At 59.3% G+C, this 25522-nt stretch carries 21 protein-coding genes and 3 tRNA genes; 15 read left to right on the top strand and 9 right to left on the bottom strand.

Annotation, left to right across the window (positions count from 1 at the left end):
* Nucleotides 1–192 precede the first annotated feature (192 nt).
* Nucleotides 193–1296: an LPS export ABC transporter permease LptF gene (gene lptF / locus KXD86_RS18335; protein WP_218637588.1), complete on the top strand. Its 1104-nt coding sequence runs from the start codon at nucleotides 193–195 to the stop codon at nucleotides 1294–1296.
* Nucleotides 1289–2350 (top strand): LPS export ABC transporter permease LptG, encoded by a 1062-nt coding sequence (gene lptG / locus KXD86_RS18330; RefSeq protein ID WP_218637587.1) that lies wholly within the window; start codon nucleotides 1289–1291, stop codon nucleotides 2348–2350. The genes lptF and lptG overlap by 8 nt, the downstream gene beginning before the upstream one ends.
* 12 nt (nucleotides 2351–2362) lie before the next feature.
* Here the strand turns inward: lptG and KXD86_RS18325 are convergent, their stop codons facing one another.
* Nucleotides 2363–2896, bottom strand: a complete 534-nt coding sequence (locus tag KXD86_RS18325; RefSeq protein ID WP_218637586.1) for an RDD family protein — start codon at nucleotides 2894–2896, stop codon at nucleotides 2363–2365.
* Between the two features lie 140 nt (nucleotides 2897–3036).
* Here KXD86_RS18325 and alaS point away from each other — a divergent pair, with 140 nt between their 5' ends.
* The 6 genes from alaS to KXD86_RS18295 all read left to right on the top strand — a co-directional run bounded on the left by alaS (nucleotide 3037) and on the right by KXD86_RS18295 (nucleotide 7855).
* Nucleotides 3037–5667, top strand: coding sequence for an alanine--tRNA ligase (alaS, locus tag KXD86_RS18320; RefSeq protein WP_218637585.1), 2631 nt, complete (start codon nucleotides 3037–3039; stop codon nucleotides 5665–5667).
* A gap of 106 nt (nucleotides 5668–5773) precedes the next feature.
* Nucleotides 5774–7012 (top strand): aspartate kinase, encoded by a 1239-nt coding sequence (locus tag KXD86_RS18315; protein ID WP_218637584.1) that lies wholly within the window; start codon nucleotides 5774–5776, stop codon nucleotides 7010–7012.
* Between the two features lie 187 nt (nucleotides 7013–7199).
* Nucleotides 7200–7397: a carbon storage regulator CsrA gene (gene csrA / locus KXD86_RS18310; protein ID WP_007155535.1), complete on the top strand. Its 198-nt coding sequence runs from the start codon at nucleotides 7200–7202 to the stop codon at nucleotides 7395–7397.
* Nucleotides 7398–7523: 126 nt separating this feature from the next.
* Nucleotides 7524–7613 (top strand) — tRNA-Ser (locus KXD86_RS18305).
* 61 nt (nucleotides 7614–7674) lie between these two features.
* A tRNA-Arg gene (locus KXD86_RS18300) sits at nucleotides 7675–7751 on the top strand.
* A gap of 27 nt (nucleotides 7752–7778) precedes the next feature.
* Nucleotides 7779–7855: transfer RNA gene (locus KXD86_RS18295), tRNA-Arg, on the top strand.
* A 52-nt stretch (nucleotides 7856–7907) separates the two neighbouring features.
* Here KXD86_RS18295 and KXD86_RS18290 read toward each other — a convergent pair.
* Complete coding sequence (locus KXD86_RS18290; RefSeq protein WP_218637583.1) at nucleotides 7908–8414, bottom strand: CHRD domain-containing protein; 507 nt, start codon at nucleotides 8412–8414, stop codon at nucleotides 7908–7910.
* Between the two features lie 238 nt (nucleotides 8415–8652).
* Between KXD86_RS18290 and KXD86_RS18285 the strand changes: the two genes are divergently transcribed.
* A complete protein-coding gene (locus KXD86_RS18285) occupies nucleotides 8653–8844 on the top strand; it encodes a hypothetical protein (RefSeq protein WP_218637582.1) in 192 nt (63 codons plus the stop codon).
* A 67-nt stretch (nucleotides 8845–8911) separates the two neighbouring features.
* On the opposite strand, the gene KXD86_RS18280 is transcribed toward KXD86_RS18285, so the two are convergent.
* Nucleotides 8912–9448, bottom strand: a complete 537-nt coding sequence (locus KXD86_RS18280) for a DUF2058 domain-containing protein (RefSeq protein WP_218637581.1) — start codon at nucleotides 9446–9448, stop codon at nucleotides 8912–8914.
* 108 nt (nucleotides 9449–9556) lie between these two features.
* Between KXD86_RS18280 and dbpA the strand changes: the two genes are divergently transcribed.
* From dbpA to KXD86_RS18260, 4 genes are all read left to right on the top strand, one after another.
* Nucleotides 9557–10930 (top strand): ATP-dependent RNA helicase DbpA, encoded by a 1374-nt coding sequence (dbpA, locus tag KXD86_RS18275; protein ID WP_218637580.1) that lies wholly within the window; start codon nucleotides 9557–9559, stop codon nucleotides 10928–10930.
* A 226-nt stretch (nucleotides 10931–11156) separates the two neighbouring features.
* On the top strand, nucleotides 11157–11408 hold the full coding sequence (locus KXD86_RS18270) for an OadG family protein (RefSeq protein WP_218637579.1): 252 nt from the start codon (nucleotides 11157–11159) through the stop codon (nucleotides 11406–11408).
* A 40-nt stretch (nucleotides 11409–11448) separates the two neighbouring features.
* Nucleotides 11449–13236 (top strand): sodium-extruding oxaloacetate decarboxylase subunit alpha, encoded by a 1788-nt coding sequence (gene oadA / locus KXD86_RS18265; RefSeq protein ID WP_218637578.1) that lies wholly within the window; start codon nucleotides 11449–11451, stop codon nucleotides 13234–13236.
* A 13-nt stretch (nucleotides 13237–13249) separates the two neighbouring features.
* On the top strand, nucleotides 13250–14584 hold the full coding sequence (locus KXD86_RS18260; protein ID WP_376770990.1) for a sodium ion-translocating decarboxylase subunit beta: 1335 nt from the start codon (nucleotides 13250–13252) through the stop codon (nucleotides 14582–14584).
* A gap of 223 nt (nucleotides 14585–14807) precedes the next feature.
* Here the strand turns inward: KXD86_RS18260 and KXD86_RS18255 are convergent, their stop codons facing one another.
* The 5 genes from KXD86_RS18255 to KXD86_RS18235 all read right to left on the bottom strand — a co-directional run bounded on the left by KXD86_RS18255 (nucleotide 14808) and on the right by KXD86_RS18235 (nucleotide 23150).
* Nucleotides 14808–17927 carry an error-prone DNA polymerase gene (locus tag KXD86_RS18255; RefSeq protein WP_218637576.1) on the bottom strand — a complete coding sequence of 1040 codons (3120 nt, stop codon included), beginning with the start codon at nucleotides 17925–17927 and terminating at the stop codon, nucleotides 14808–14810.
* Nucleotides 17927–19345 (bottom strand): Y-family DNA polymerase, encoded by a 1419-nt coding sequence (locus tag KXD86_RS18250; protein ID WP_218637575.1) that lies wholly within the window; start codon nucleotides 19343–19345, stop codon nucleotides 17927–17929. The genes KXD86_RS18255 and KXD86_RS18250 overlap by 1 nt, the downstream gene beginning before the upstream one ends.
* A gap of 7 nt (nucleotides 19346–19352) precedes the next feature.
* Entirely contained in the window at nucleotides 19353–20042 is a 690-nt protein-coding gene (gene imuA / locus KXD86_RS18245; RefSeq protein ID WP_218637574.1) for a translesion DNA synthesis-associated protein ImuA, read from the bottom strand.
* Nucleotides 20043–20119: 77 nt separating this feature from the next.
* Complete coding sequence (locus KXD86_RS18240) at nucleotides 20120–21607, bottom strand: pyridoxal-phosphate dependent enzyme (RefSeq protein WP_218637573.1); 1488 nt, start codon at nucleotides 21605–21607, stop codon at nucleotides 20120–20122.
* 79 nt (nucleotides 21608–21686) lie between these two features.
* Nucleotides 21687–23150 carry a pyridoxal phosphate-dependent decarboxylase family protein gene (locus KXD86_RS18235; protein ID WP_218637572.1) on the bottom strand — a complete coding sequence of 488 codons (1464 nt, stop codon included), beginning with the start codon at nucleotides 23148–23150 and terminating at the stop codon, nucleotides 21687–21689.
* Nucleotides 23151–23380: 230 nt separating this feature from the next.
* Here KXD86_RS18235 and KXD86_RS18230 point away from each other — a divergent pair, with 230 nt between their 5' ends.
* Both KXD86_RS18230 and KXD86_RS18225 read left to right on the top strand, forming a co-directional pair.
* On the top strand, nucleotides 23381–23728 hold the full coding sequence (locus KXD86_RS18230) for a 4a-hydroxytetrahydrobiopterin dehydratase (protein ID WP_218637571.1): 348 nt from the start codon (nucleotides 23381–23383) through the stop codon (nucleotides 23726–23728).
* A 62-nt stretch (nucleotides 23729–23790) separates the two neighbouring features.
* Nucleotides 23791–24066 carry a YrhK family protein gene (locus KXD86_RS18225; protein WP_218637570.1) on the top strand — a complete coding sequence of 92 codons (276 nt, stop codon included), beginning with the start codon at nucleotides 23791–23793 and terminating at the stop codon, nucleotides 24064–24066.
* On the opposite strand, the gene KXD86_RS18220 is transcribed toward KXD86_RS18225, so the two are convergent.
* On the bottom strand, nucleotides 24063–25058 hold the full coding sequence (locus tag KXD86_RS18220) for an integron integrase (RefSeq protein ID WP_376770989.1): 996 nt from the start codon (nucleotides 25056–25058) through the stop codon (nucleotides 24063–24065). The two genes, KXD86_RS18225 and KXD86_RS18220, sit on opposite strands and share 4 nt — an antisense overlap.
* Nucleotides 25059–25522 lie beyond the last annotated feature (464 nt).

Genomic DNA, 25522 nt, shown 5'->3' with positions numbered 1-25522 from the left:
CAGTGGGCGGAGGGGATTTCCGATCTAGTTTAGCATTGGGGTTGGCAGGGAATTTATCAACCGGCAGGCCTGCCTGTGCAGTCTGGCCTGACCGTAAGCGTTCCACTCTGTCATTCGGCCCAAAGGTTACATAGAATACGCGCAGTTAACTGTTTCCTCCATGATTTTACCGGCACTGGCAGAGAGACCCATTTGAGCATTATTTTCCGTTATCTAGTTCGCCAGGTGATGATCAGTATGGTTGCCGTTTCCGGCATCCTCTTGCTGGTGTTTATGAGTGGCCGCTTCCTCAAATACTTGGGCAGTGCTGCCGAGGGCGAAATTGCCGCCGATGTCCTGTTTTCGATCATGGCGTACCGGTTCCCCGGGTTTCTGGAGCTCATCCTGCCTCTGGGGCTATTCATCGGCATTCTCCTGGCGTATGGCCGGATGTATCTCGAAAGTGAAATGACCGTGTTGTTCGCCTGCGGCGTCAGTGACCGGCAACTGCTGCTGAAAACCCTGCTGGGCAGCCTGCCGGTGATGGCGGTGGTCGGGGCCATGAGCCTCTACGTGTCGCCCTGGGGCATGAAACAGGTGGAGCAAATATTCAATGAACAGCGCCAGGCGACCGAGTTCGAGATGCTGGTTCCGGGGCGTTTCCAGGATTTCAGTGCCGGTGGCCGTGTGACCTACACGGAGGGATTGAGCGACGACAAACGTGAGTTGCAGGGCGTATTCATTGCCGAGTACGGCAAAGATGGCGAGGGCGTAACCATTTTTACCGCCGAATCGGGATCTCAGCTCATCGACCGAGAGACCGGCAGCCGGTTTCTGATTCTCGAGGGTGGCGGGCGTTTCGACGGCACGCCGGGTCAGCTCGAGTACAACGTGACCGGTTTCGAGGCCTACGGGCTGAAGATTGAAAGCGGTGAAAAGGGAACCCGTGAGCTGGAAGAGGGGATCAGCACACTGGCCCTGATGGACTCTGACAATCTCGAGGATCGGGCGCTGCTGCACTGGCGTTTCTCCCTGCCTTTGATTGTGCCGATCGTGACGCTTCTGGCGGTGCGATTGAGCCGGGTTAACCCGCGCCAGGGTCGGTTCTTTCATCTGCTGCCGGCGATGTTGGTTTACATCACCTACCTGGGCCTGTTGATTGTCGCCCGGGATGCCCTGGCGGACGGCAAGGTGCCCGAATGGATCGGCATGCTCTGGGTGCACGCGCTGTTTCTTGCTTTCGGGCTCTGGTTGCAGTTCGGTCCCGCCTGGCTGCATCGGCGTCGCGCCCTGAAGGAGGCCCGGGCCCATGCGTAGAATCGATGGTTATGTCATGCGCACCGTCGGTGGTGCGATGTTTCTGGTCATGGTGGTGGTGCTCTCCCTTGATCTTATCTTCGGTTTCATCGCGGAACTGGAGGATACCCGCAACGACTATCAGACCCTCGAGGCGCTCTGGTACGTGGCCCTGACGCTTCCCCGTCGTATCTACGATTATCTGCCCCTGGGCGCCTTCATGGGCTGCCTGGTGGGGCTCGGTTCCATGGCAAGTTCCTCCGAACTGACCGTGATCCGGGCCGCCGGGGTATCGCTCAAGCGCATCGTCTGGTCCGCCATGAAGCCGGCACTGGTGGTCGTGGTGCTGGGTGTCCTGATTGGTGAGTACATCGCGCCGCCGGCTGAACGGCTGGCTCAGAGCGACAAGGCCGTAGCGTTGGGGGCAGGCAGCAATGTGGCCTCGGCAACCGGGGTCTGGCACCGGGAAGGGGATGTGTTCATTCATCTCAACGCGGTTCAGCCCAACGGCGTGCTGCACGGAGTGTCGCTGTTCCGGTTTAACGAGGAGCGGGAGCTCCTGTCATCAAGTTTCGCCCGGCGTGCGATTTTCCAGGGTGACCACTGGAGTCTGGAGAACGTCCGCACAACCCGTATCGAGGAAACCGGAACCACGCTGGTTCGGAACCCGTCACTTCGTTGGGAGACGGGGCTGTCGCCGAGCGTGCTGAGTGTGCTGATCGTCAAGCCGGAAAATCTGTCGATGTCCGGTCTCTTCACTTACGCCAGGTACCTTGAGGATCAGGATCTGAACGCGGCACGGTACTGGCTGGCGTTCTGGAAAAAGACCCTGATGCCGCTCGGAACGGCGGTGATGGTGTTGGTCGCGATCTCGTTCATCTTCGGCCCCCTGCGGTCGGTGACCATGGGGTTCCGGGTGTTTACGGGGCTGCTGGTGGGGTTGCTGTTCAAATACATGCAGGATCTGCTCGGCCCCATGAGCCTGGTGTACGGTTTCAATCCGATGTTGGCCGTGTTGGTCCCGATTGCAGTCAATGCCGCAGTGGGTGCGGTCCTGATGCGCCGGGCCGGTTAGCGGCCCGGGCAGTCATTTGGTTTCCTTGGGGACCTGAACGACCACGCTGTTCGACAGCCGATCCGTGAGGGACAGGCCGTTGATGGGCATGAACAGGGCAATCATGGCCGGCAAGGTAATCAGCAGCGTTATCGGACCTACGTAGTAGCCCGCCAGGAGGGCGATAAAGAAAATGGCCGCGGCGGTCACATAGCGGCGCAGGGCCTGGCTCCAGCTGACGGACGTGCCGTCGAGGTTCTCGATCCGAATGCGCCAGACCTGCATGCCCAGCGTCTGACCAATGCGCGTCCAGAAGTAGGCGAAGAACACATAGAGCACCAGGAACAGCACGAAGGTCAGGCCTGGATCCCCCGACAGTTGCCCGGCTTCCGCCATTTCCTCGAAACGATCCCAGCCGGTAATCCAGCCGCCGACCATGGTGTAGGCCCAGGTGGCTACGAGTAAGACGGCGATGCTGATCAGTCCGTCATAGATGATGGCGAGGGCGCGTTTTAATAGCGTGGCTGGGGGTAATAGTTCCTCGGCGTCATGGAAGCGTCGGGGCATGGATTCTCCTGTGATGTTTCACGTTTTTCCTGTTCTCGGCGTGTGCTAGAGTAGCGGATTTGCACACGCATGTAAGTATTCGTATTCAATCGCGGACCCGCCGGTTTCACGGCGAGTTTCTGGAAAGGTATCAAAGGGCTATGAAAACCGCAGAGTTGCGACAGGCGTTTCTCGATTATTTCAGACAGCAAGGTCATACCATTGTGCCAAGCAGTTCGCTGGTACCGGCAGACGATCCCACGTTGCTGTTTACCAATGCGGGAATGAACCAGTTCAAGGATGTGTTCCTGGGCCGGGAAGAGCGCGACTACAGCCGGGCGACCACCACCCAGAAATGTGTCCGGGCCGGCGGCAAGCATAACGATCTGGAAAACGTCGGCTACACGGCGCGCCACCATACTTTCTTCGAGATGCTCGGCAACTTCAGCTTTGGCGATTACTTCAAGCGTGAGGCCATCAACTACGCCTGGACCTTCCTGACCGGTGACCAGTGGCTCAAGCTGCCGAGCGAGAAACTGTGGGTGACGGTCTACGCCGACGATGACGAAGCCTACGACATCTGGAACAAGGAAATCGGCGTGCCGGCCGATCGGATTGTCCGCATTGGTGACAACAAGGGTGCCCGCTACGCCTCGGATAATTTCTGGCAGATGGGCGACACCGGCCCCTGCGGGCCCTGTACGGAAATCTTCTACGATCATGGTCCGGATGTGGCCGGTGGCCCTCCCGGCAGTCCCGAGGAAGACGGCGACCGGTACATCGAGATCTGGAACGTCGTGTTCATGCAGTACAACCGCACCGCCGACGGCGAGATGATGAAACTGCCCAAGCCCTCGGTGGACACCGGCATGGGCCTGGAGCGGATTGCCGCGGTACTGCAGGGCGTTCACAGCAACTACGAAATCGATCTGTTCCAGGATCTGCTGAAGGCCGCCTCCGACGTGCTTGGTGGGGTTGCCACGACCGAGGCCAGCCTGCGCGTCGTGGCTGACCACATTCGTTCCTGCGCCTTCCTGATCTCGGATGGGGTAATGCCATCCAACGAGGGTCGCGGCTTTGTGTTGCGTCGGATCATTCGTCGAGCCGCCCGCCACGGCAACAAGCTGGGCGCCACCCAGCCATTCTTTTACAAGCTGACCGGCGCGCTGGCCGATTTGATGGGCGAGGCTTTCCCGCAACTGGTCAACAGCCGCAAGCAGATCGAGAAGGTTTTGCTGCAGGAAGAGGAGCAGTTCGCCAAGACCCTCGACAAGGGCTTGCGCCTGCTGGAGCAGGACATTGCGGAACTCAAGGGTGACGTGATTCCCGGCGAAACGATCTTCACACTCTATGATACCTACGGTTTCCCGGTTGATCTGACCAACGACATTGCCCGGGAGCGCGGGCTGACCCTGGATTACGAGGGCTACGAGCAAGCCATGGAGCGCCAACGCGAGCGCGCCCGGGCGGCCAGCAAGTTTGGCATCGATTATAACGCGGCCGGCCTCAACATCGAGGGCAAGACCGAGTTCACCGGGTACGATCATATTGATGGCCACGAACGCATTCGCACCGTGATTGTCGGCGGTGAAGAGAAGAACGCCGAGGCGGGTGATGAAGCCGTTGTGGTGCTCGAGCGCACGCCGTTCTACGCCGAATCCGGTGGCCAGGTTGGCGATACCGGCCTGCTGACCTGGAGCGGCGGCCGCTTCAAGGTGACTGATACGCGCAAGGAAGGGGATAACCACCTGCACGTGGGTACCCTGATTGAAGGGGAATTGTTCCCGGGCCTGGAAGTCGATGCCCGGATTGACCATGCCCGTCGCGAGCGCACCAAGCGCAACCATTCCGCGACCCACCTCCTGCATGCGGCGCTGCGCAAGATCCTGGGCGAGCACGTTACCCAGAAAGGATCGCTGGTCGATCCTGACAAGCTGCGGTTCGATTTCTCTCACTTCGAGCCGGTCACGCCTGAGCAGCTTAAGGAAATCGAACGCCAGGTGAACGAGCAGATTCTCGATAACACCCCGGTTCAGACGGAAATTACAGACATGGAGAAAGCCCAGGAAAAGGGCGCCATGGCGCTGTTTGGCGAGAAGTACGGCGATACCGTGCGCGTGCTCAGCATGGGCACCGATAGTTACTCGGTGGAATTGTGCGGCGGCACCCACGTGGCCCGAACCGGCGACATTGGTCTGTTTCGCATTACCTCGGAGAGTGGTATCTCGGCGGGTGTCCGTCGGATCGAGGCGGTCACCGGCTTCGGTGCGCTGGAATGGGTCGACAGCACCGAGCGCACCCTGCGCAATGCCGCAGGCCTGGTCCGGGCGACGCGTGACACCGTTATCGAGAAGGTCCAGCAGACCCTTGATCGCAATCGCCAGCTAGAAAAGGAAGTGGACGCCCTTAAAGCCAAGCTGGCCAGTTCTGCGGGTAGCGATCTGGCGGGTTCGGCGGTAGACGTTGCCGGCCTGAAAGTGGTCGCCTCCGAGCTGGAAGGCGCGGATCGCAAAGCCCTGATGGAAACCGCCGACCAGCTCAAGAACAAGCTGGGCGAAGGCGTGGTTGTCCTCGCCAGTGTTGAGGATGGCAAGGTGACGCTGGTGGCCGGTGTGACCAAGTCCGCCACGGGCCGGATCAAGGCCGGAGACCTCATGAAGCACCTGGCGGCACAGGTTGACGGCAAAGGCGGTGGCCGGCCGGATATGGCCCAGGGTGGCGGTAACGATCCGAGCAAGCTGGCGGAGGCTCTCGCCGGTATTCCTGCCTGGGTTGAAGAAAATATTGGATAAGCAACTGTTTGTGAGGGCGGGCAGGGGTTTATAATCCCGCTCGTTTTAACGTGTGACTGGCGAGGCCCTGCTTCGCTGTAAGCCCCCGTTTTGGATATTGGAAAAAATGGCGCTGTTGGTTCAGAAATTTGGTGGCACCTCGGTTGGCACAACCGAGCGAATTGAAGCGGTTGCCGACAAGGTATCCCGGTTCCGGAAAGAAGGTCATGATGTCGTCGTGGTGGTTTCGGCCATGAGTGGCGAAACCAATCGCCTGATTGCACTGGCCAGTAACATCATGGAGGAGCCGACGCCCCGTGAAATGGACGTCCTGGTCTCAACCGGCGAGCAGGTAACCATTGCGTTGTTGTCCATGGCGCTGCAGAAACGGGGCTGTGATGCACGATCCTACACCGGATCCCAGGTTCGGATTGTGACCGACAGTACCCACACCAAGGCGCGGATAAAGCAGATCGATGAGCAGCGCATGCGGGAAGATCTGGACGCCGGACGGGTTGTGGTTGTGGCGGGTTTCCAGGGCATTGATGAATGCGGCAATATCACGACTCTGGGTCGGGGTGGGTCAGATACGACGGCCGTGGCTCTGGCTGCAGCCCTCAAGGCAGACGAGTGCCAGATCTACACGGATGTTGATGGCGTTTATACAACCGACCCCCGTGTGGTTGATAGTGCTCGCCGCCTGGACCGTATAACCTTCGAAGAAATGATTGAAATGGCGAGTCTGGGTTCCAAGGTGCTCCAGATTCGGTCGGTAGAATTTGCAGGCAAATACAACGTTCCATTACGGGTTCTTTCCAGCTTCCAGGAAGGCGAAGGTACCCTGATCACTCTTGAGGATGAAAACGCCATGGAGCAACCGGTTGTTTCCGGCATCGCTTTTAACCGCGACGAAGCCAAGCTGACCATCGTCGGCGTGCCTGACACGCCGGGCAGTGCATTGCGCATTCTGAAACCGGTAAGCGATGCTAATATTGAAGTAGACATGATTGTTCAGAACGTGGGCGAAGATAACAAGACCGCGTTCACGTTTACTGTGCATCGGAACGATTTCAAGCGGGCGAAGGACGTGCTGCAGCGCGTCTCGGATGAACTGGGTGCCCGTGAGGTGGGTGGCGACAGCAAGATTGCCAAGGTCAGCATTGTCGGCGTCGGCATGAGGTCCCACGCGGGTGTGGCCACCCGTATGTTTGAAGCATTGTCCAATGAGGGCATCAATATTCAGATGATCTCCACATCGGAAATCAAGATTTCCGTGGTGATCGATGAGAAGTATCTCGAGCTGGCGGTTCGCGCACTGCATAGTGAGTTTGAACTGGACAAGCCCGCGGTAGAAGAAGAGGTCTGAGTAAGCAGATATCAGGTCGATCTGTCGGACCTCCTTGAATAAGGGAGTCATTTACTGAGCCTATGACAAAGCGGAACCGTATAAGGGGATGTGCGTCTTTTGATCAGTCAGTGGCCCCGCTATAAATGCGATAGTAAATAAAAAATCATTTGTCGGAACAGGTAGCTCTGGATAGGGAGTAAGGGATATGTTGATTTTGACTCGCCGCGTTGGCGAAACTCTGATGGTGGGTGATGAAATCACCGTAACCGTGCTCGGAGTGAAGGGGAATCAGGTACGCATTGGCGTGAATGCCCCGAAGGAAGTCGCGGTACACCGTGAAGAAATCTACCAGCGTATACAGTCGGAAAAAGGCTCGGAAGAGCCGGAGCCTGGCAATAGCTGAGAGATAAAAAGCCGTTCAAGGGAGACCTGAACGGCTTTTTTTATCGCCGGGTAAATCGGGATGGAAAAATCGCCTGTCAACCCTATGAAAACAGAAAAATTATGGTAGTATACGCCCCGTTCTCAAGGAGAGGTGGGTGAGTGGCTGAAACCAGTTCCCTGCTAAGGAACCGTACGAGCAATCGTACCGAGGGTTCGAATCCCTCCCTCTCCGCCATTTTCCATCCGGAAAGCGAGAGCAGGTTGAAGTAGCATTCAACCAGGCAAGTGATTGATGCGCGGCTGTAGCTCAGCTGGATAGAGTACCTGGCTACGAACCAGGCGGTCGGAGGTTCGAATCCTCCCAGCCGCGCCATTACTTCAGAACTTGCCCCTGTTTCAAGCGGCTGTAGCTCAGCTGGATAGAGTACCTGGCTACGAACCAGGCGGTCGGAGGTTCGAATCCTCCCAGCCGCGCCATATCAATAAAAAACCCCGCCAATGAGCGGGGTTTTTTATTGCCTGACGGTTTTTACATCTTCATGCCATGAGGGCCCATCAACTGGCCACGAATGGCCCCATCCGGGTGTTCCGGGTTGTGGATGTTGATGTAGAAATCGGCCGGATTCTCGAGAATCCGCTTCACGATACCTGCTTCCCCCGTCGGGAACTTACCTTTTTCGCCTTCGGTGAGGCAGTCTGCTGCGTCGCCATCCTCAGGCCCGGCCAGAGCCGCCACGGGGGCGCCGTTCATGCCTTTACCGGCCTCGTGGATGTGAGCGGCCATGCCTTCTTTCACCGGAACAGTCTGGATGCCTTCAACCTGAATGACATAGCAGAGTGTTGTGGGGTCGCCGTCGATGCCAAAGACGTGAGCGTGGCCCTTACCGTTGCTGTCGCCTTTGGTATCAACCAGTTCTTTGGCGCTCAGTTGCGTGCTGAGGACATGGTTGGTGTGTCCTGCATGGGCAGCGGACGCAAGCCCCAGAGAGGACGCGATGGCGGCGACGAACAATGACTTCCTGATCTTATGGTTCATGGTAACTCCCCGAAATAACTTTAGATGACAGTTTTTTGCGAGCTAACGCCCAGGTAATGCGTTTCGGGAGGCGAAATAGTTGCACCAGGTTGAAAAAAAGAGGGCTGTCGCGGTTTGCTGTGTTCAAAAGGAAGTGGGTTTGTCACAGATCAACTTCGGGGTGGTTAAAAATTGAGCAGTTCAGCTGTCGATGGCTATTCTTTAAATAGGAAGGTCATTTGTGAAAGGAGTTGGTCCCATGAATAAAACCGTTAATGGAGCCTATGACAATCATGATCAGGCCAAGAACACTTGGGACGATCTGATCGCCTCGGGTATCCCCAGAGACAATATCTTTATTGACGAAGAAGCCAGGGTGGTAAAAGTCAGTGTTCCTGCGGAGACGGAAAGAGAGATCCTTGAGATCTTTGAGCGTCACAGGCTCCACTGAATAAGGCGCAGGGAAGCATTGTAGAGAAAAGGCTGGGCGCTACTGCCCAGCCTTATGGGGTATTGCGTTACCACATCAGATCATCGGGGATCTCGTAAGCCGCATAGGGGTCGTCTTCGCCGACATCGTCGGTTTTTCGGTCATGAAGAACCACAACGGCGCTCTCATCCCGCTCCATGATTTTCCTCGCGACGCCTTCGGCAACGATGTCGTAACTGTCATTCACACACACGATGGCGAGGCGTCCACGGGACAGTTGGTCAACCATGGTGTCGTCGACAAAAATCTTCTTGATCTTCTTGTCGTGAACGAACTGGTAGGAGGTCTCGCCCCGGCTGCGGTCCAGTCGATTGGTTTCGACAAGTTGGCGAATCTGAGCCTGGATCGCTTTCTTTTCGGCCTCCTGCTGGCGCTGGCGATTGAGTTCACGATCCCGTTCGGCTTTCTCTGCGCGGGCCTGGCGGGCGCGTACTTCGGCCTCGTTCTCCTGCACAGCGCCTTTGGGTTGGGATTTCCGCTTTTTTCGCTTTTCGGTGCGAATGGCCTTGGCTTTTTTCTCGTCAGCCAGTCCGGCTTTCAGTAGCTGATCCTGTAGGGACGCCATTAGTAACTCCGTTAATTGGTGGCAAACTCTGGTATCCTGATGCGCTAGTATACGCCCTCATTATTTTGCCTCCATCACCCGTGTTCGCCGATTTCAGGATTTTCTTGTATGCCGTCCTTTAAAACGTTTGGTCTTTCCGCTGCCATGACTTCCAACCTTGAGCAGCTTGGGTTTGATCAGCCCACCGAAATCCAGGCGAAAGCCTTGCCTCACTGCCTCGCCCGACGGGATGTGATCGCCATGGCCCAGACCGGGAGCGGCAAGACGGCGGCTTTCGGCATCGGGCTCGTTGAGCACCTGAATACCCGGCTGTTTGCGGTTCAGGGGCTGGTGCTGTGTCCCACGCGGGAGCTGGCGGATCAAGTGGCCAAAGCGCTCCGGGAGCTGGCCCGGGCCCGGGATAACGTGAAAATCCTGACGCTGTGCGGCGGCGTTGCAATCGGCCCGCAAATCGGTTCCCTCAGTCACGGTGCTCATATTGTGGTTGGAACACCGGGCCGGATTCAGGATCACCTGAGAAAAGGGACGCTCACCCTCGATCGGGTGAATACCGTGGTGCTGGATGAGGCGGACCGGATGCTGGATATGGGATTCGAGGAAGCCATGGAGGACATACTGGGCAAGACTCCGGAGTCCCGTCAGACCCTGATGTTTTCAGCGACCTGGCCGGACGCGATACGGAAGCTCAGCGCGCGCTATCAGCGAGAGCCAGAGGATGTCCGGGCCGAGGCCGTGCAGGGCAACCCGGATATTCACGAACTGTTTTATGAGATTGCGCCTGGCACCGCTCACGATGCGGTAATGGCGCTGTTGTCCGAGCGTGAGCCATCGTCCTGCATCGTATTCTGCACCACCAAACAGCAATGCGATGAGCTGGCGGATGACCTGCGCCAGAACGGGTTTTCCGCGCTGGCTCTTCATGGCGACCTGGAGCAACGGGAACGGGACAGTGTGCTGGTCCGTTTCGGTAATCAGAGCTGCGCGGTCCTCGTGGCGACGGACGTGGCCGCCAGGGGGCTCGATATCAAATCCCTGCCATTGGTGATCAACGCCGAACCGGCGCGGGACCCCGAAGTGCATACCCACCGGGTCGGTCGGACTGGCCGGGCAGGGGAGCAGGGCCTTGCGGTTACCTTCTGCACGCCCGCCAAGGGCCACAAGATCAGCCGGCTGGAATCGGACCGTGGCCAGACTGTGAGCTGGGGCGACACTGAGGCCTTGATGGCGGTACCCAGGAAACCGGTTGAGCCGGCCATGAAAACCTTATGCATCGCCGGCGGTCGAAAAGAGAAGATCCGTCCGGGCGATGTGTTGGGGGCGCTCACGGGCGACGCCGGGATTCCGGGCTCCGCGGTGGGCAAGATCGACCTCTTCGATTTCCAGTGTTTCGTGGCAATTGACAAAAGTCATGCCGCCAAGGCGCTGAAGCGATTGGAAGCCGGTCGTATCAAAGGGCGAAAAATCCGCGTCCGGTACGCATGAGACGGGGCTTCGGCCGGTATGCGGCAAACTTGTCAATGAGGGCCGGGTGGCTCGGAAACTCCGTATAGCCATTTGCATTTAGGTTGCTCACTGCAGGCTAAAACGGTAAATTACGCAGGATTTTGCCTCCCGAATTGCTCTGGCAGGACCTTAGACCTTAGTCCAACTGGTCCGGCCAGGCAAATCGGGGAAATCAACAAACCATTAAAGCAGGTAGCTATTCAATATGAATAACCTGATGTCACAAGCCGTAGATCTGATGATCGCGGGCATGGGGTTTGTGTTCGTATTCCTGATCATTCTGGTATTCGCGACACTGCTCATGTCCAAACTCATAGGACGGTTTGCGCCGCCAGAGCCGGCAACCCCGGCCAAAACGCCACGTGCCAAGCCCAAGGCGCCAACGCCGGTTGACCCCGATACCGCCGAGGCCATCAAGAAGGCGATTGCACAATTCCGGTCGCGCCACAAGAAGTGAGCCGGTAATAGATAGAACCTTTAAACAGAAGGCTGACACGATGACTGACACAAAGAAACCGCTGGGAATTACGGACGTTATCCTGCGTGACGCCCACCAATCCCTGCTTGCCACCCGAATGCGGCTTGATGACATGCTGCCCATTGCCGAGAAACTCGACAAGGTCGGTTTCTGGTCTCTGGAATCCTGGGGTGGAGCCACCTTCGACTCCTGCATCCGTTACCTGGGCGAAGATCCCTGGGAGCGCATCCGCGAACTCAAAAAAGCCATGCCCAACACCCAACAGCAGATGTTGCTGCGTGGCCAGAACCTTTTGGGGTACCGTCATTACGCGGATGACGTGGTAGACCGTTTCTGTGAGCGCGCCGCCGAGAACGGCGTAGACGTGTTCCGTATTTTCGACGCGATGAACGATCCGCGTAACCTCGATCGTGCCATCAAGGCCGTTCGTAAGACTGGCAAGCATGCCCAGGGCACCATCGCCTACACCACCAGCCCGGTCCACACCATCGACATGTGGGTTGAAATGGCGAAAGAAGTTGCCGACATGGGCGCGGACTCGATCGCGATCAAGGACATGGCGGGTATCCTGAAGCCTTACGTGGCCTTCGATCTGGTTAGCCGCCTGAAGAAAGAGCTGGATATCCCGATCCACATGCAGTGTCACGCCACCACGGGCATGTCCACCGCTACGGCCATCAAGGCTGCGGAAGCGGGCATCGACAACGTGGATACGGCCATCTCGTCCATGAGCATGACCTATGGCCACTCGCCCACCGAGGCGGTTGTTGCCATTCTCGAGGGCACAGACCGGGATACCGGCCTTGACCTGAACCTGCTCGAGGAAATCGCCAGCTACTTCCGTCAGGTACGCAAGAAGTACGCGAAGTTTGAAGGCAGCCTGCGTGGTACCGATTCCCGCATCCTGATTGCCCAGGTGCCGGGCGGTATGCTGACCAACATGGAAAACCAGCTGCGTGAGCAGAACGCGAGCGACAAGTTTGATCAGGTTCTGGACGAAATTCCCAAGGTTCGCGAAGACCTGGGCTTCATCCCGCTGGTAACGCCGACCTCCCAGATCGTGGGTACCCAGGCGGTACTGAACGTTCTGACCGGCGAGCGTTACAAGTCCATCTCCAAGGAAACCTCCGCCATCCTGAAGGGCGAGTACGGCGCTGCGCCGGCACCGTTCAACAAGGAACTGCAGGAGCGTGTTCTGGATGGTAAGGAAGTCATTACCTGTCGTCCGGCAGACCTGATCGAGCCGGAAATGGACAAGCTGACTGAAGAGCTGAAGAAACTGGCGGAGGAGAAGGGCATCAAGCTGGCGGAAAACACCGTCGACGACGTGCTGACCTACGCTCTGTTCCCGCAGATCGGTCTGAAGTTCCTGGAAAACCGTGGCAACCCGGATGCGTTCGAGCCGGTTCCGACCGCCGAAGACGCGGCTCCTGCCAAGAAGGCCGGAGGTCCGGAGACCTACACCGTTGAAGTGAACGGCAAGAAGTTCGTGGTGGCGGTATCCGAAGGTGGCGAGATCACCCAGATCCAGGGTGAGGGCGGTGCTGCTTCCGCGCCTGCTGCTGCCGCTGCGCCGGCACCTGCGGCGGGTGAAGGTGAACCCGTGGTTGCACCTCTGGGTGGCAACATCTTCAAGGTTCTGGTTTCTCCAGGCGACGTGGTTGAAGAGGGCGATGTGATGATCATCCTCGAGGCCATGAAGATGGAAACCGAGGTTCGCGCACCGAAAGCCGGTACCATCGGCGAAGTCTTCATCAAGGTCGGTGATGCCGTCTCCCCTGATGATGAAATGCTGACAATCGCATAAGGGCCAGCATTCCATGGATAAATTAATGACGCTCTGGACAGGTAGTGGCCTGTTCAATATAGAACCCGGCCAGGTGGTGATGATTGCCATCGGCCTGCTTCTGCTGTTCCTTGCGATTCGCAAGGGTTTTGAGCCATTGCTGCTGGTACCCATCGGGTTCGGCGGCATTCTGGCGAATATTCCGGAGGCAGGGCTTGCCCTGACTGCGGCAGAAAATGCCATCCACTTCGCGCTCAAGAGCGAAGCGACTCAGATTCTCGCTGCTCTGGCAGCCCCGCTGGACGTTGCCTACCAGGCCGGTCAGGCGGTGACGCCGGAACTGAAGGAAGCCTTCAAGGTGGCGGTGAAAGAGGCGAGCTATTCCGAAATGGCGATGGCGAATTCCATTGCCCAGGATTTCGGGTATGGCAACGGCATGCTCTATAACTTCTACTCGGTGGTTATCGGAAGCACAGTGGGTCCGCTGTTGATCTTCATGGGTGTAGGCGCGATGACCGACTTCGGTCCTCTGCTGGCGAACCCGAAGACCATGCTGCTGGGCGCTGCGGCCCAGTTCGGTATCTTCGGTACCGTGATTGGTGCGGCCTTGCTGGACTGGACCGGCGTTCTGGAATTCAACATTCTGGAAGCGGCTGCCATCGGTATCATCGGTGGCGCGGACGGCCCGACCTCCATCTATGTGGCGAGCGTACTGGCGCCGCATCTGCTGGGTGCAATCGCGGTCTCCGCCTACGCTTACATGGCGATGGTTCCGATGATTCAGCCGCCGATCATGAAGGCGCTGACCAGCCACGAAGAGCGGGCCATCAAGATGACCCAGCTGCGTCCGGTCAGCAAGAAAGAAAAGATCATCTTCCCACTGGTGGTTCTGATTGCCGTGGTTCTGTTCCTGCCTGACGCAGCGCCGCTGCTGGGTATGTTCTGCTTCGGTAACCTGATGCGCGAGTGCGGTGTGGTCGAGCGTCTGAGCGATACGGCCCAGAATGCACTGATCAACATTGTGACCATCTTCCTGGGGTTGTCCGTTGGCTCCAAGCTGATGGCGGACAAGTTCCTGGATGGCCAGACCCTGGGTATCCTGGGCCTGGGTATTGTTGCCTTCGGTGTGGGTACCGCGTCGGGTGTTCTGATGGCGAAGCTGATGAACAAGCTGAGCAAAGAGCAGATCAACCCGCTGATTGGTTCAGCCGGTGTATCCGCGGTGCCGATGGCGGCGCGGGTTTCCAACAAGGTTGGTCTGGAAGCTAACCCGCAGAACTTCCTCCTGATGCACGCCATGGGTCCAAACGTGGCTGGTGTTATCGGCTCTGCGGTTGCTGCTGGTGTGATGATCAAGCTGCTTAGCTGATCTTCTTGCCCCTGCAGTACCGAGAACCCCGCCTTTGTGCGGGGTTTTCTTGTTTCAGGACTGCGAGTTGGGAGTTTGAGTCGGTGTGAGCCCTCCTTTCAGGAACCGCTACGAGCACATCCATGTGCGCTTGTTTCCGGCCATCCATGGCCTGCAACATTCCTGAAAGGAGGGCTCACACCGACTCTTCGAGCTTCCCGGGTAACGCGAGGTAACCTTTCCATTAATGAAAGTTCCGGGAGCTGACGGGAAGGGTTTTGATCAGGTGACTCAGGTCCGAGAGTTTTCCTGCCATCACGTGAACGATGTTCCCCTCTCGTTCAAGCACTCCCTTCACATGCAACAGGCGCGCGGTTAACAGCGGCTTCCGTTGCCGCCGGGCGGTTTCCAGCCAGACTACGACGTTCACATTGCCGGTTTCGTCTTCGAGGGTCACGAAGGTAACGCCGGAGGCGGAGCCGGGGCGTTGCCGGCCGGTGACGAGACCGGCGACCTGCACGGGGATGCCGGCTTTGGTGGTCTGGAGTTGTTCGGCGCTGAGGCAGAACCGGAGATGGCCTTGCTCCCGGAGCAGGGCCAGTGGGTGGCGCTGCAGGCTCAGGCCCTGGCTGGCGTAGTCGGCGAGAACGTTCTGGCCCTCGGTGGGTTCCGGCAACTGTTCGCACGGCTCCGGCTGGTAGCTGGCCGGCGCTTCTTCGGCGAACAGTTCGGTGGGTTGTTCGTGGCCCAGCAGTTGCCAGTAGGCCTGATGGCGGTTGGCGGTAAACGCTGGCATGGCGTTGGCGCCAGCCAGCAGTTCCATGTCCCGTTGCTGGAGGCTGGCGAGGTTGCGCAGTTCGCTGGCTGAGCGGTAACCCGGCTCGGGGCGTTGTTGGCACAGCCGTTCGGCGCCCGCGGAGGACAGGCCCTGGATGAGCCGGAGGCCAAGGCGGAGGTGTTGGTCCGGGCCTTCGAGGGTGTGATCCCACTGGCTGTGGTTCACGTCCACCGGTAATACGTTAACCCCGTGGCGCCGGGCGTCCTGAACCAGTTGTGAGGGCGAGTAGAAGCCCATGGGCTGGCTGTTGAGCAGGGCGCAGTAGAAAGCGGTCGGGTGGTGGCATTTGAGCCAGGCGGAGACGTACACCAGCAGTGCAAAACTGGCGGCGTGTGATTCGGGAAAGCCGTAACCGCCAAACCCGCAGATCTGCTGGTACAGCCGTTCGGCGAAGTCGGCACTGTGCCCCCGCTCCAGCATACCGGTGACCAGTTTGTCCCGGAACGGGGTCAGATCCCCGTGGGACTTCCAGGCGGCCATCGCCCGGCGCAGCTGGTCTGCTTCGCCGGCGGAAAAGCCTGCGGCAACCATGGCCAGCTTGATCACCTGCTCCTGGAAAATCGGTACCCCCAGGGTGCGCTCAAGCACCTTGCGGATGGCATCGTTGGGGTAGTCCACCGGTTCCAGGCCGTGCTTGCGCCGCAGGTACGGGTGCACCATGTCGCCCTGAATGGGGCCGGGGCGTACGATCGCCACTTCGATCACCAGGTCGTAATAGGTCTCCGGCTTGAGCCGGGGCAGCATGTTGATCTGGGCGCGGGATTCCACCTGGAATACCCCGATGCTGTCGCCTTTCTGGAGCATGGCGTAGGTGGCCCGGTCTTTCTGGGGAATGTCCTGCATCCGGAATGGCAGGCCCTTCTGTTCGCTGATCAGTTCCAGTGCCCGGCGAATGGCCGAGAGCATGCCCAGGGCGAGAACGTCCACTTTCATCAGGCCCAGGCTTTCCAGGTCGTCCTTGTCCCACTGGATCACGGTGCGGTCGGCCATGGCGGCGTTTTCCACGGGCACCAGTTCGGCCAGCGGGCCGGAGCTGATGACAAACCCGCCCACATGCTGGGACAGGTGCCGCGGGAAGCCCAGCAGGGTGTTGACCAGGGCAAAGAACTGGTCCGCCACTTTCGGGTTTCGGGTCAGGCGCTTGTCCAGCACCTGCTGGCGCCAGCCGGTGGCCTTGTCGCGCCAGTCGATGCCCTCGAGCAACTGCTCCACCTGAGCGGGGTCAAATCCCATCGCCTTGCCCACATCACGGATGGCACTGCGAGGGCGGTAGCGAATCACCGTGGCCGCCAGTGCCGCCCGTTCCCGGCCATAACGCTGGTAAATGTACTGGATGACCTCTTCCCGGCGCTGGTGTTCGAAATCCACGTCGATGTCCGGGGGCTCGTTCCGGTCCTTGGAGATGAAGCGTTCAAACAGCAGCTCGACCCGGGCCGGGTTCACTTCGGTGATGCCCAGGCAGTAACAGACGGCAGAGTTGGCGGCCGAGCCCCGGCCCTGGCAGAGAATGTCCCGGCTGCGGGCGAAGTCGACGATGTCGTGAATGGTAAGGAAGTAGTGTTCGTACTTCATCTCCGAGATCAGCGCCAGCTCCTTGCGGATCAGGGCCTGCACGGTCAGGGGGGTGCCGTTCGGGTAACGGCGGCGTTCGCCCTCGCGGGTCAGCCGTTTCAGGTAAGCCGCGGGTGTTTCCGTTTCCGGCACCAGATCCGGCGGATATTCGTAGCGCAGGCTGCCGGGTTCAAAGGTGCACTGGTCCGCAATCCGGAGGGTTTCCCGGAGCCAGGTGTCCGGGAACAGGCGTCGCAAAACCGGTAAGGGCCGCAGATAACGTTCGCCATTCTGGAACAGGCAGTGGCCGGCCTGCTCCAGGCTGGTGTGGTTGCGCAGGGCGGTGAGCACGTCCTGCAATGGCTGGCGTTCCCGGCTGTGCATGTGCACCTCGCCGGTGGCGGTGATCGGGCAGCGTAACTGGTCGGCCAGCCAGCGGGCCCGGGCCAGTTGCTGTTCTTCGCCGGATTCCAGGGTGCGGGCGGCGGCAATCCAGAACCGTGGCTCGAACAGCCGTTGCAGCCATTCGCCACCGGCCAGGGCCTGATCGGCGTCGGCTTCCGCCAGTGAAGGGGGGAGCCACAGGCACAGGCAGTCATCCAGCGGGTGGGGTTCCAGATCCCGGAAGAGCACCTGGTACTGGCCTTTTTCGGCCCGGCGCCGGCCGGTGGTGATCAACTGGCACAGCTGACCGTAACCCTTGCGGGTGCGGGCGAGAAGAATGAACCGGGGTACGCTGGCACCGGGCGGAGCGTCGTGAAGTTCAAACCAACTGCCAGTGATCAGCTTCACCGGGCTGCCCTTCAGGGCGGCCCAGGCGCGCGGAATACCGGCCACCGAGCAGGCATCGGTGATGGCCAGGGCGGTATAACCCAGTTCGGCGGCCCGCTCGGCCAGCTCCTGGGGGTGGGAGGCACCGGTCAGGAAGGTGAAGTTGCTGAAGCAGAACAGTTCGGCATAGGACCGCTCGCTCATCAGCCAAACCACCCATGCACAAACCAGCCGTCCCGGACATCCCGGAACACCCAGGCCAGTTGGCCGTTGCCCAGTTGGGCGATGTAATAATCTCGGTGCACCCGCTGGCCGTCCCACCAGCCGCCACTGATGCGTTCCGGCCCGGCAAACCATGCGGTTGGCGCTTCCGTGAGTGGTTGCGGCCCTTGCAGTAACCACAGGGGGCGGCGGGGGAGCTGGCTGGCCGGGGTTACCTCCGGCCGGTTGTTGCGCTGAACGGCGGACGCGCTCCAGGCCCGTTCCGGGCGATGGTCGGCCTGGGGCGAAAGCTGCTTGAGGGCATGATCTCCAAGCCGGGCCTGTAGCCGGCTCATCAGGGTATGCCAGGCTTCGTTCAGATCCTGAGTCTCGCCCAGAAGATCCTGTCCGGTGGGGGCTTCGCGCCCCAGAAAGCGCTTTACGGACAACCGCAGCGAGATCACCGGGGCTCTCAGAGGCTGCTGTTCAAAGCGAAGGCGCATCAGGTTCAGAAACGCCTCAGCCCGGTGTTCCGGACCGGAAGTGCGGATGCGCAGGCGGGTCGGTTCTTCGTGCCGGTGGTGGAGTATCAGTAACAGGCTGTCGGTCTCCTGCTGGCGCCAGCACAGGTCTTCTTCCAGTTCCGACAGAATGCGTTGCAGCGGAAACAGCAGTCCCTGGGACTGTTCGATCTCCTGCACAAAGTCCGCCTGCTGCTGGAAGTGGTGGGGTGGCCGCCAAGGGGACTGTGGGTCTGGCCGTGAGCCCTGGATTTTCTGGACCCATGCGAGGGTTTCAGGGGAGAGCCGCCTGGCCAGTTCGGCCGCCGGCAGGTCGAAGACTTCGCCCAGTGTGGTCAGCCCGAGCCGCTGCAGACGGGTGCAGGTGCGGGCATCAAATTCTGCCGCCAGCAGTGGCATCTGGCTCAGGGCGCGCAGGATGTGGCCGCTGTCTTCGGTACATTCGCCCTTGCCGGTGCGGGCAATCAGCCGGGCCGCCAGTGGGGTATGGCCAATACCGGGCCAGGCCGTCAGCTGGCGTTCATCCAGTGCCTGCTCCACGGTCTGCCAGACCGCAGGCAAGCCGCCATACAGGCGTTGCAGGCTGGCAATTTCCGCCAGCAGACCATCCGGCGGCACCAGCACAATGTGGTCGGCATAGCGGTACAGCCAGCGGGCCTGGTCTTCCAGAATCCGGGTTTCCTGTTGATGATCCGCCCGCACCATACCCAGTTCGGGCACCAGGCTGATGGCGATTTTCAGGCGCATGCCGGCGTGTACGCCCTGGTCCCGGGCATCGGGGCAGGCCTGTATCACCTTTTGCCCGGAACCTTCGACAATCACCAGTGCGCCCGTGTCTTCGCGGGACCGGCGAATATGATCCAGCAACAGGTGCGGGAAGTGCAGGTATAACCAGAGCATGGTGCTGTTACCGGGTTGAGGTAGGCCAGGGGCCCTGAACCACTCGGGGTGCTTCACGGAACGACAGGTCTGCCCGGTGCGACATGGCCAGGGCGCAACGTTGGCCGGGCCAGCTGCCACGGCGCTTCACGATATTGACCTTCAAATCCTGTTGCTCGCCGGGTTCCAGTTCGAGCCGCAGGGCGGCGGGGGAGTTTTGCCCGGCATAGCGGCGCTCACGGAAAAGCACGCACACATTGCTGCCGGCTTCCGCGGCCAGCTGTAAACGCCGGACTTCCCGCGAGGCCAGTTTGCCCGGCCAGGCCATCACCAGCCCGGTGACGGGCGAGCGCAGGCAGTTTTCCAGGGTCCAGAGGAAATCGCCGTCGTCCTCGGTGTGAATCATGACCACCTGGTCCAGATTCACGCCTTCCCGCGCCAGTGCCGGGGCGTAGGGCGTATGCGGCGGATTCAGCCAGAACACGGTCTTGCCGGCATGGGATAAGCGTTGCATCAGGGGCAGCAACAGGTGCAGTTCACCAATTCCGGGGGTGTCCAGCAGGCATTCACTCAGTGCGCCTCGCGGCCAGCCGATACCACCGAGCTGGTTGTCCAGAACCTGGTAGCCGGTGGGTTCCGCTGGCTGGGAGGTTTGTACATGCTGGTGCCCCTGCCAGACACGGGCATCCTGCATCAGCGTTTTCAGAAGCTCGCTCATGGGAAAACTCTCAATATACTGTTTAAATATACAGTATTCTGAAAGTGGCTGGATTTCAAGGATGGTGTGACCCGAAATCAGCGTGGGTGCAGCCAGCCCGGCAACATGCTGTAGGGATCCACGTGAACGTCCGGATTGAAGCCAATGTGCTGGCTTTGCAGGCGGGGCAGCAGGGAGCCGTCCTTGATCTGGTCAAAGACATCGGTGCAGCCGCCAACAAACTCGCCGTTGATGAAGATCTGCGGCAGGGTGGTCCAGCCGGTTTTTTCTTTCAGTACCGCGCGAATCTGCCCGCCCCGGTTGCCCTGTTGGTAGGTCACCGAATCCAGATCGACCGCTTTGTAGTCGATGCCGTACTTCCGGAACACCTTGCGCACCGACCAGCAGAACTCACACCATTCCAGCGCGAACATGATCACCGGGTGGTCCGGATCGCTGATCAGTGCTTCAACCTCTTCCACCGCTTCGGGATCGAGTTCGACCGGCTGGCTCGGAGCAGGCGGTGCCTGGGGCACAGTAATATCGAACCGGTAGTTGGGGGTGGAGCGTGACAGCGCCATCTCTTCCTCTGTCATTTCAACGGGTACATCCTCGAACAACGGGGTGGTCAGGTAGCGCTCGCCAGTGTCTGGCAGCATGCACAGGATGTTGCTCCCTTCCGGAGCCCGCTCGGCCACCTTGAGGGCTCCTGCAAAGGTGGCTCCGGCGGAAATGCCGACAAAGATCCCTTCCCGGCGGGCCAGGTCCCGGGCACACTGCAGGGCATCGTTTCCGTTGATGGGCAGGAATTCGTCGATGTTGTGGGCCTGCATCACTTCTTCGGCGAGCTTGGGCACGAAATCCGGTGACCAGCCCTGCATCAGGTGAGGGCGGAACATCGGATGGCTTTCGGAATGATCACCGCTGGCGTTCCGGGGTTGGGCAATGCCGCTGGCGAGAATGGCTGAATTATCCGGTTCGCAGACCACAATGCGGGTGCCCGGGCTTTTACGTTTCAGCACTCGGGATACGCCGTTTAACGTGCCGGCGGTGCCGAAACCGGTCACCCAGTAATCAAGACCGACGCCCTCGAAATCGTCCAGGATTTCAACCGCGGTGGTGCGTTCGTGCACCGCGGCGTTAGCCGGATTCTCGAATTGCCGGGGTTGCCACCAGCCATGCTCCAGGGCCAGCTCTTCGGCCTTGGCCACCATGCCGGAGCCTTTTAACGAGGCAGGCGTGAGCACGACCTTGGCGCCCAGGAACCGCATCAGTTTGCGTCGCTCGACACTGAAGTTTTCGGCCATGGTGACCACCAGGGGGTAACCTTTCTGGGCGCAGACCATAGCCAGGCCGATGCCAGTGTTGCCGCTGGTGGCCTCGACCACGGTTTGGCCGGGCTTCAGTTCGCCGCGACGCTCCGCGTCCTCAATCACGCCGAGGGCGAGGCGGTCCTTGACCGATCCCATGGGATTGAAGGCTTCAATCTTGACGTACAGATTGACCCCTTTGGGGCCAAGGTTGTTGATACGCACCGTCGGTGTGTGACCGATGGTGTCAAGGATGCTGTTGTAGAGCGTACCCATGATGCTTCTCCTGATCGTCTCTTGAGAGAAAGACGCCCTAACCCGGATCGGGGTACGCCAGGGTTCCTTAAATTATAGTTCAGCCAGCGGGGTCGTCGCTCATTTTGGCCACATCCCGGCCCACGGTCAGAACCTCATCAACGAGTTCATCGGCTTCCTTCAGTCCGGTTCTCGCGCCCACAAAACAGGGCCGGATTGCCAGCACACCATTCACCATGGTTGTGCTGGGAATGGCGAGGCCGCGCTGCACGATGCGCCGGTGAATGCGGCGGTTCAGGTCGTTCAGGTCATCCCAGCGCTCGCTCAGATAACGAAATCCGCAGATCGAGAGGGTGGGGGCCGACACAACCTCAAGGTCCGGGTGCGTCCGGGCCCGTTCGGCGACATGCCGGGCAAGGTCGTTGTGGCGAATGATGCGCTCCCGCAGACCGGCTATACCTATCTCCCGAATCAGGGCCCAGACCACCGCCCCTCGGGACGGCGCAGACAGTTCCACGCCCATGTCTGCGTAGGGGATGCCCAGGTTATCCATGGAATGCGACACACCCTCGGTGGTGCAGGCTCCCTCCAGATAGGTGGCCGCTTCCTGGGTGAAGGCCCGGTTCAGCAGCTCACGGTCCTTCACGTAGGTGGCCCCGATACCGACGGGAGCACCCAGCCATTTGTGTGGGTCCACGATCACGGAGTCCGCCAGTTCCAACCCCGCATACAGGTGCCGAACGCGGGGGTCGAGAATGCCAGGCAGGCCATAGGCGCCGTCCACGTGAAACCAGAGGCCATGGGCGCGGGCGATGTCACCAATGGCCCGAAGCGGATCAATGGCACCCCGGTTGGTGCTGCCGGCGTTGGCAATCACGGCCACCGGTAACAGGGCCGTTTCCTGATCGGCCACGAGTTGCCGTCGCAGTGCCGCCGGACACATCCGGCCCTGGTCGTCGGTTTCGATTTTGCACACCGAGTGTCGGCCCATTCCCAGCACGGCGACGGCGCGCTGGACTGAGTGATGGCACTCGGCGGAGGCGTAAAGGCGGCACTGCCGGACGACACCCTCCCTGGCCGGGTCAATGCCCACATTCTCGAAGGCCGCTTGCCGGGCCGCACCCAGGGCCACCAGATTGGCGACCGAGCCGCCGCTGCTGTATAGCCCCTTCATGGTGTCTGGCAGCTCGAACATCCGGGCCATCCAATCGAGGGAAAGCTCCTCAAGGAGATTGAAGGCGGTAAGTCCGAGGCGTTGGGGCGACGCAATCGCACCCGCCAGTGTTGCCAGTGCGCCGATGGTTGTCGCGCCCGTGGTGATGAACGCCGTGCAGCCCGGGTAGGGAATTGGGGAACCATTGGGAATCACCCATTGGCCCAGCTCCATCAGGACCTTCTCGATACCAATGCCTTCTTCCGGTACCGGTTGATCCAGCGCCAGACGCCAGGCATTGGCCTGCTGCATGGCATCGGGGTGCTGAAAGGTCAGGAACGCGTCCAATTGCCGGGCGAGCTGTGCTGAGAATTCTGTCAGGTGGCCACATTCGGCTCTGTCTGTATTCATGATTGTGTCCGCTCCGCAGGGGCTCAGGAGCCACAAGGTGCCCCTGCCACGATTATTATTATGGCCCAAGGTGGCGGTTAAGCTTGAAAAGGCCGGCTCCGGATCTCGTGTTTAGCGGGGTGCGGAATTGCGCACACGTTGCTGAACGACCAAGAGCGCTGCACCCCGGTTGATAAAGCCAGACATGAAGCCCAGAGTAGGGGGGAATGAAACAACGTCGGAGGTAACGGATGAGCGAATTAACCCAGCAATCCTGTGAAGCTTGCCGTGCGGGTGCGCCAACGGTTTCCGAGACTGAAAAGCAGTCCCTGCACAAGGAGGTTCCCGACTGGGAAATCGTGGAGACCGACGGCGAGGAACAGCTGCACAAGGTGTTCAAGCTCAAGAATTTTGCCCAGGCCCAGGCCTTCACCAACAAAGTGGGCGACCTGGCCGAAGCGGAAGACCACCATCCCGCCATCCTTCTTGAGTACGGCAAAGTCTCCGTGAGCTGGTGGACCCACGCCATCGGCGGTTTGCACAAGAATGACTTCGTCATGGCGGCCAAGACCGATGCGGCCTTCCGGGACATGCACTAACACCTTCAGTGGCGGAATCCCTTTCCGCCACTGCCTCCCGCTTTCCCGGACCAAGACGCATCATGGTTGACGACCGCACCGACAGCCCCCTGACTCTCAAGCTGGGTCATGAAGAACTGATTATCCGTCGCCGCTACGAAGTGCTGAGCATCATCAACGACTTCTTCATCGCCATCTGGTTTCTGGCGGGCAGCATCCTGTTCCTGTTCCCCGAATATGAGAAAGCGGCAATCTGGCTGTTCATCATCGGCAGTTTCCAGTTCCTGGTTCGCCCCACGATCCGGCTGATCAGCCACATCCATGTAAAACGACTACCGGCCAGCAACTGGGAAAGCTAGAAGCCGTCGTCTACCGGGCTGCGAACGCCAAAGCCGCCTTTGCGGACAACGTGGGTGTAGATCTCCGTGGTGCGTATATCGGCGTGTCCGAGCAGCTTCTGAATGGTTCGGATGTCGTACCCGGACTCCAACAGTCGAGTGGCGAAGCTGTGCCGAAACGTATGGCTGTTTGCCGGCTTTCGAATACCGGCAGATCGAATGGCTTTCCGAAAGTTCTTCTGAACCGTTCGATCAAGCATGTGGTGCCGGCGTTGGATACCTGAGCGTGGATCTACGGAGAAATCTGTGGCCGGGAAAACATACTGCCAATCGGGTTCCCGGCTTGCGTTCGGGTACTTACGAGAGAGCGCCGTGGGTAGGTACACCGAGCCGTAGCCCTTGGCCAGGTCGCTGGCATGCTGCAGCAGCGCGGATTCAATTTGCTGAGTAAGAGGGCGAATCAGCGAGTCGGGTAACAGTGTGACGCGATCCTTGTTTCCCTTGCCGCTGCGAACCACCAGTTGCTGCATCCCAAAATCCACATCCTTGACGCGAAGACGCAAGACCTCATTGATCCGCAGGCCTGAACCGTAAATCAGCATGGCTATCAGCCGGAATTCATCCTTCATATTGCCAATGGCGGCCTTGGCCTCCTCGGGGCTGAAAACCGTTGGCAGCTTACGTGGCTTGCGCGCGGCCTCATAATTCAGATTTTCGAGCGGGGCGCCGAGGAATTCTCGGTACAGGAAAACCAGGGCATTCAACGCCACTCTCTGCGTGCCCACACTGGCGTTTGCCTGCAGGACCAGATGCGAGAGGAATGCCTCCACTTCTGAGGCGCCCATCGTCTCCGGGTGTTTGCGATCATGAAAACGAATGAACCGTTTGATCCAGAACAGGTAGGTTTTCTCAGTTTTATAGGCAAGCCCGCGCATACGAATGAAGCCGCGTAGCCTGTCCAGAAACCTCACAGGAGCTGCTGGCAAGGGGGAGGGGATATCCATATCCATCACAAATCTCCTTGACTGTATTTATGTACAGTATATTTAGCGTGCGCTGGCAGTCAACGGAAGCTGCGGCGTGGAGTTATACGAACTCGTTCGCAAAATCCCAGAAACCGTGCGAGAAAGCAGTGTAAGTATCTGATATGGTTGAATCAGCGTTTTGGTTGTTTTGGAGTTATACGCCCCCCGGGGGGTGGAAAGACGCATGCCGGGGTGGGTGTATAACTCCGGCGGTAGCCGTGGGGTTTCCTGCTATGCTTTGTTTTATATAGGTTTTTTCGTTCAGGAAAACTCGTTTTGGTTGGAATTATACGAATGCGTGTTATACGAACGTGTTCGTTGAATACGCTGTTATAGGGCCTCTAGACGATTATGAGCAAACTGGCTGGAATGACCATCAATGAACGTCTCTTTCAAGTCGGTATCATGGATGAGTTTGATGCGGCCATTTTGTCTCGCGATCAAGAAGAAGC

Origin of the sequence: Marinobacter arenosus, from assembly GCF_019264345.1 — a bacterium.
Lineage (GTDB): Bacteria > Pseudomonadota > Gammaproteobacteria > Pseudomonadales > Oleiphilaceae > Marinobacter > Marinobacter arenosus.
The sequence above is the reverse complement of the archived record's forward strand: the minus strand, read 5'-3'. Positions and strand labels throughout refer to the sequence as shown.

Excerpts from the sequence above, each read along its gene's own strand:
- lptG (WP_218637587.1), top strand. The coding sequence starts at position 1,289 with ATGCGTAGAATCGATGGTTATGTCATGCGCACCGTCGGTGGTGCGATG.
- KXD86_RS18325 (WP_218637586.1), bottom strand. The coding sequence starts at position 2,896 with ATGCCCCGACGCTTCCATGACGCCGAGGAACTATTACCCCCAGCCACG.
- alaS (WP_218637585.1), top strand. The coding sequence starts at position 3,037 with ATGAAAACCGCAGAGTTGCGACAGGCGTTTCTCGATTATTTCAGACAG.
- KXD86_RS18315 (WP_218637584.1), top strand. The coding sequence starts at position 5,774 with ATGGCGCTGTTGGTTCAGAAATTTGGTGGCACCTCGGTTGGCACAACC.
- csrA (WP_007155535.1), top strand. The coding sequence starts at position 7,200 with ATGTTGATTTTGACTCGCCGCGTTGGCGAAACTCTGATGGTGGGTGAT.
- KXD86_RS18290 (WP_218637583.1), bottom strand. The coding sequence starts at position 8,414 with ATGAACCATAAGATCAGGAAGTCATTGTTCGTCGCCGCCATCGCGTCC.
- KXD86_RS18285 (WP_218637582.1), top strand. The coding sequence starts at position 8,653 with ATGAATAAAACCGTTAATGGAGCCTATGACAATCATGATCAGGCCAAG.
- KXD86_RS18280 (WP_218637581.1), bottom strand. The coding sequence starts at position 9,448 with ATGGCGTCCCTACAGGATCAGCTACTGAAAGCCGGACTGGCTGACGAG.
- dbpA (WP_218637580.1), top strand. The coding sequence starts at position 9,557 with ATGCCGTCCTTTAAAACGTTTGGTCTTTCCGCTGCCATGACTTCCAAC.
- KXD86_RS18270 (WP_218637579.1), top strand. The coding sequence starts at position 11,157 with ATGAATAACCTGATGTCACAAGCCGTAGATCTGATGATCGCGGGCATG.
- oadA (WP_218637578.1), top strand. The coding sequence starts at position 11,449 with ATGACTGACACAAAGAAACCGCTGGGAATTACGGACGTTATCCTGCGT.
- KXD86_RS18260 (WP_376770990.1), top strand. The coding sequence starts at position 13,250 with ATGGATAAATTAATGACGCTCTGGACAGGTAGTGGCCTGTTCAATATA.
- KXD86_RS18255 (WP_218637576.1), bottom strand. The coding sequence starts at position 17,927 with ATGAGCGAGCGGTCCTATGCCGAACTGTTCTGCTTCAGCAACTTCACC.
- KXD86_RS18250 (WP_218637575.1), bottom strand. The coding sequence starts at position 19,345 with ATGCTCTGGTTATACCTGCACTTCCCGCACCTGTTGCTGGATCATATT.
- imuA (WP_218637574.1), bottom strand. The coding sequence starts at position 20,042 with ATGAGCGAGCTTCTGAAAACGCTGATGCAGGATGCCCGTGTCTGGCAG.
- KXD86_RS18240 (WP_218637573.1), bottom strand. The coding sequence starts at position 21,607 with ATGGGTACGCTCTACAACAGCATCCTTGACACCATCGGTCACACACCG.
- KXD86_RS18235 (WP_218637572.1), bottom strand. The coding sequence starts at position 23,150 with ATGAATACAGACAGAGCCGAATGTGGCCACCTGACAGAATTCTCAGCA.
- KXD86_RS18230 (WP_218637571.1), top strand. The coding sequence starts at position 23,381 with ATGAGCGAATTAACCCAGCAATCCTGTGAAGCTTGCCGTGCGGGTGCG.
- KXD86_RS18225 (WP_218637570.1), top strand. The coding sequence starts at position 23,791 with ATGGTTGACGACCGCACCGACAGCCCCCTGACTCTCAAGCTGGGTCAT.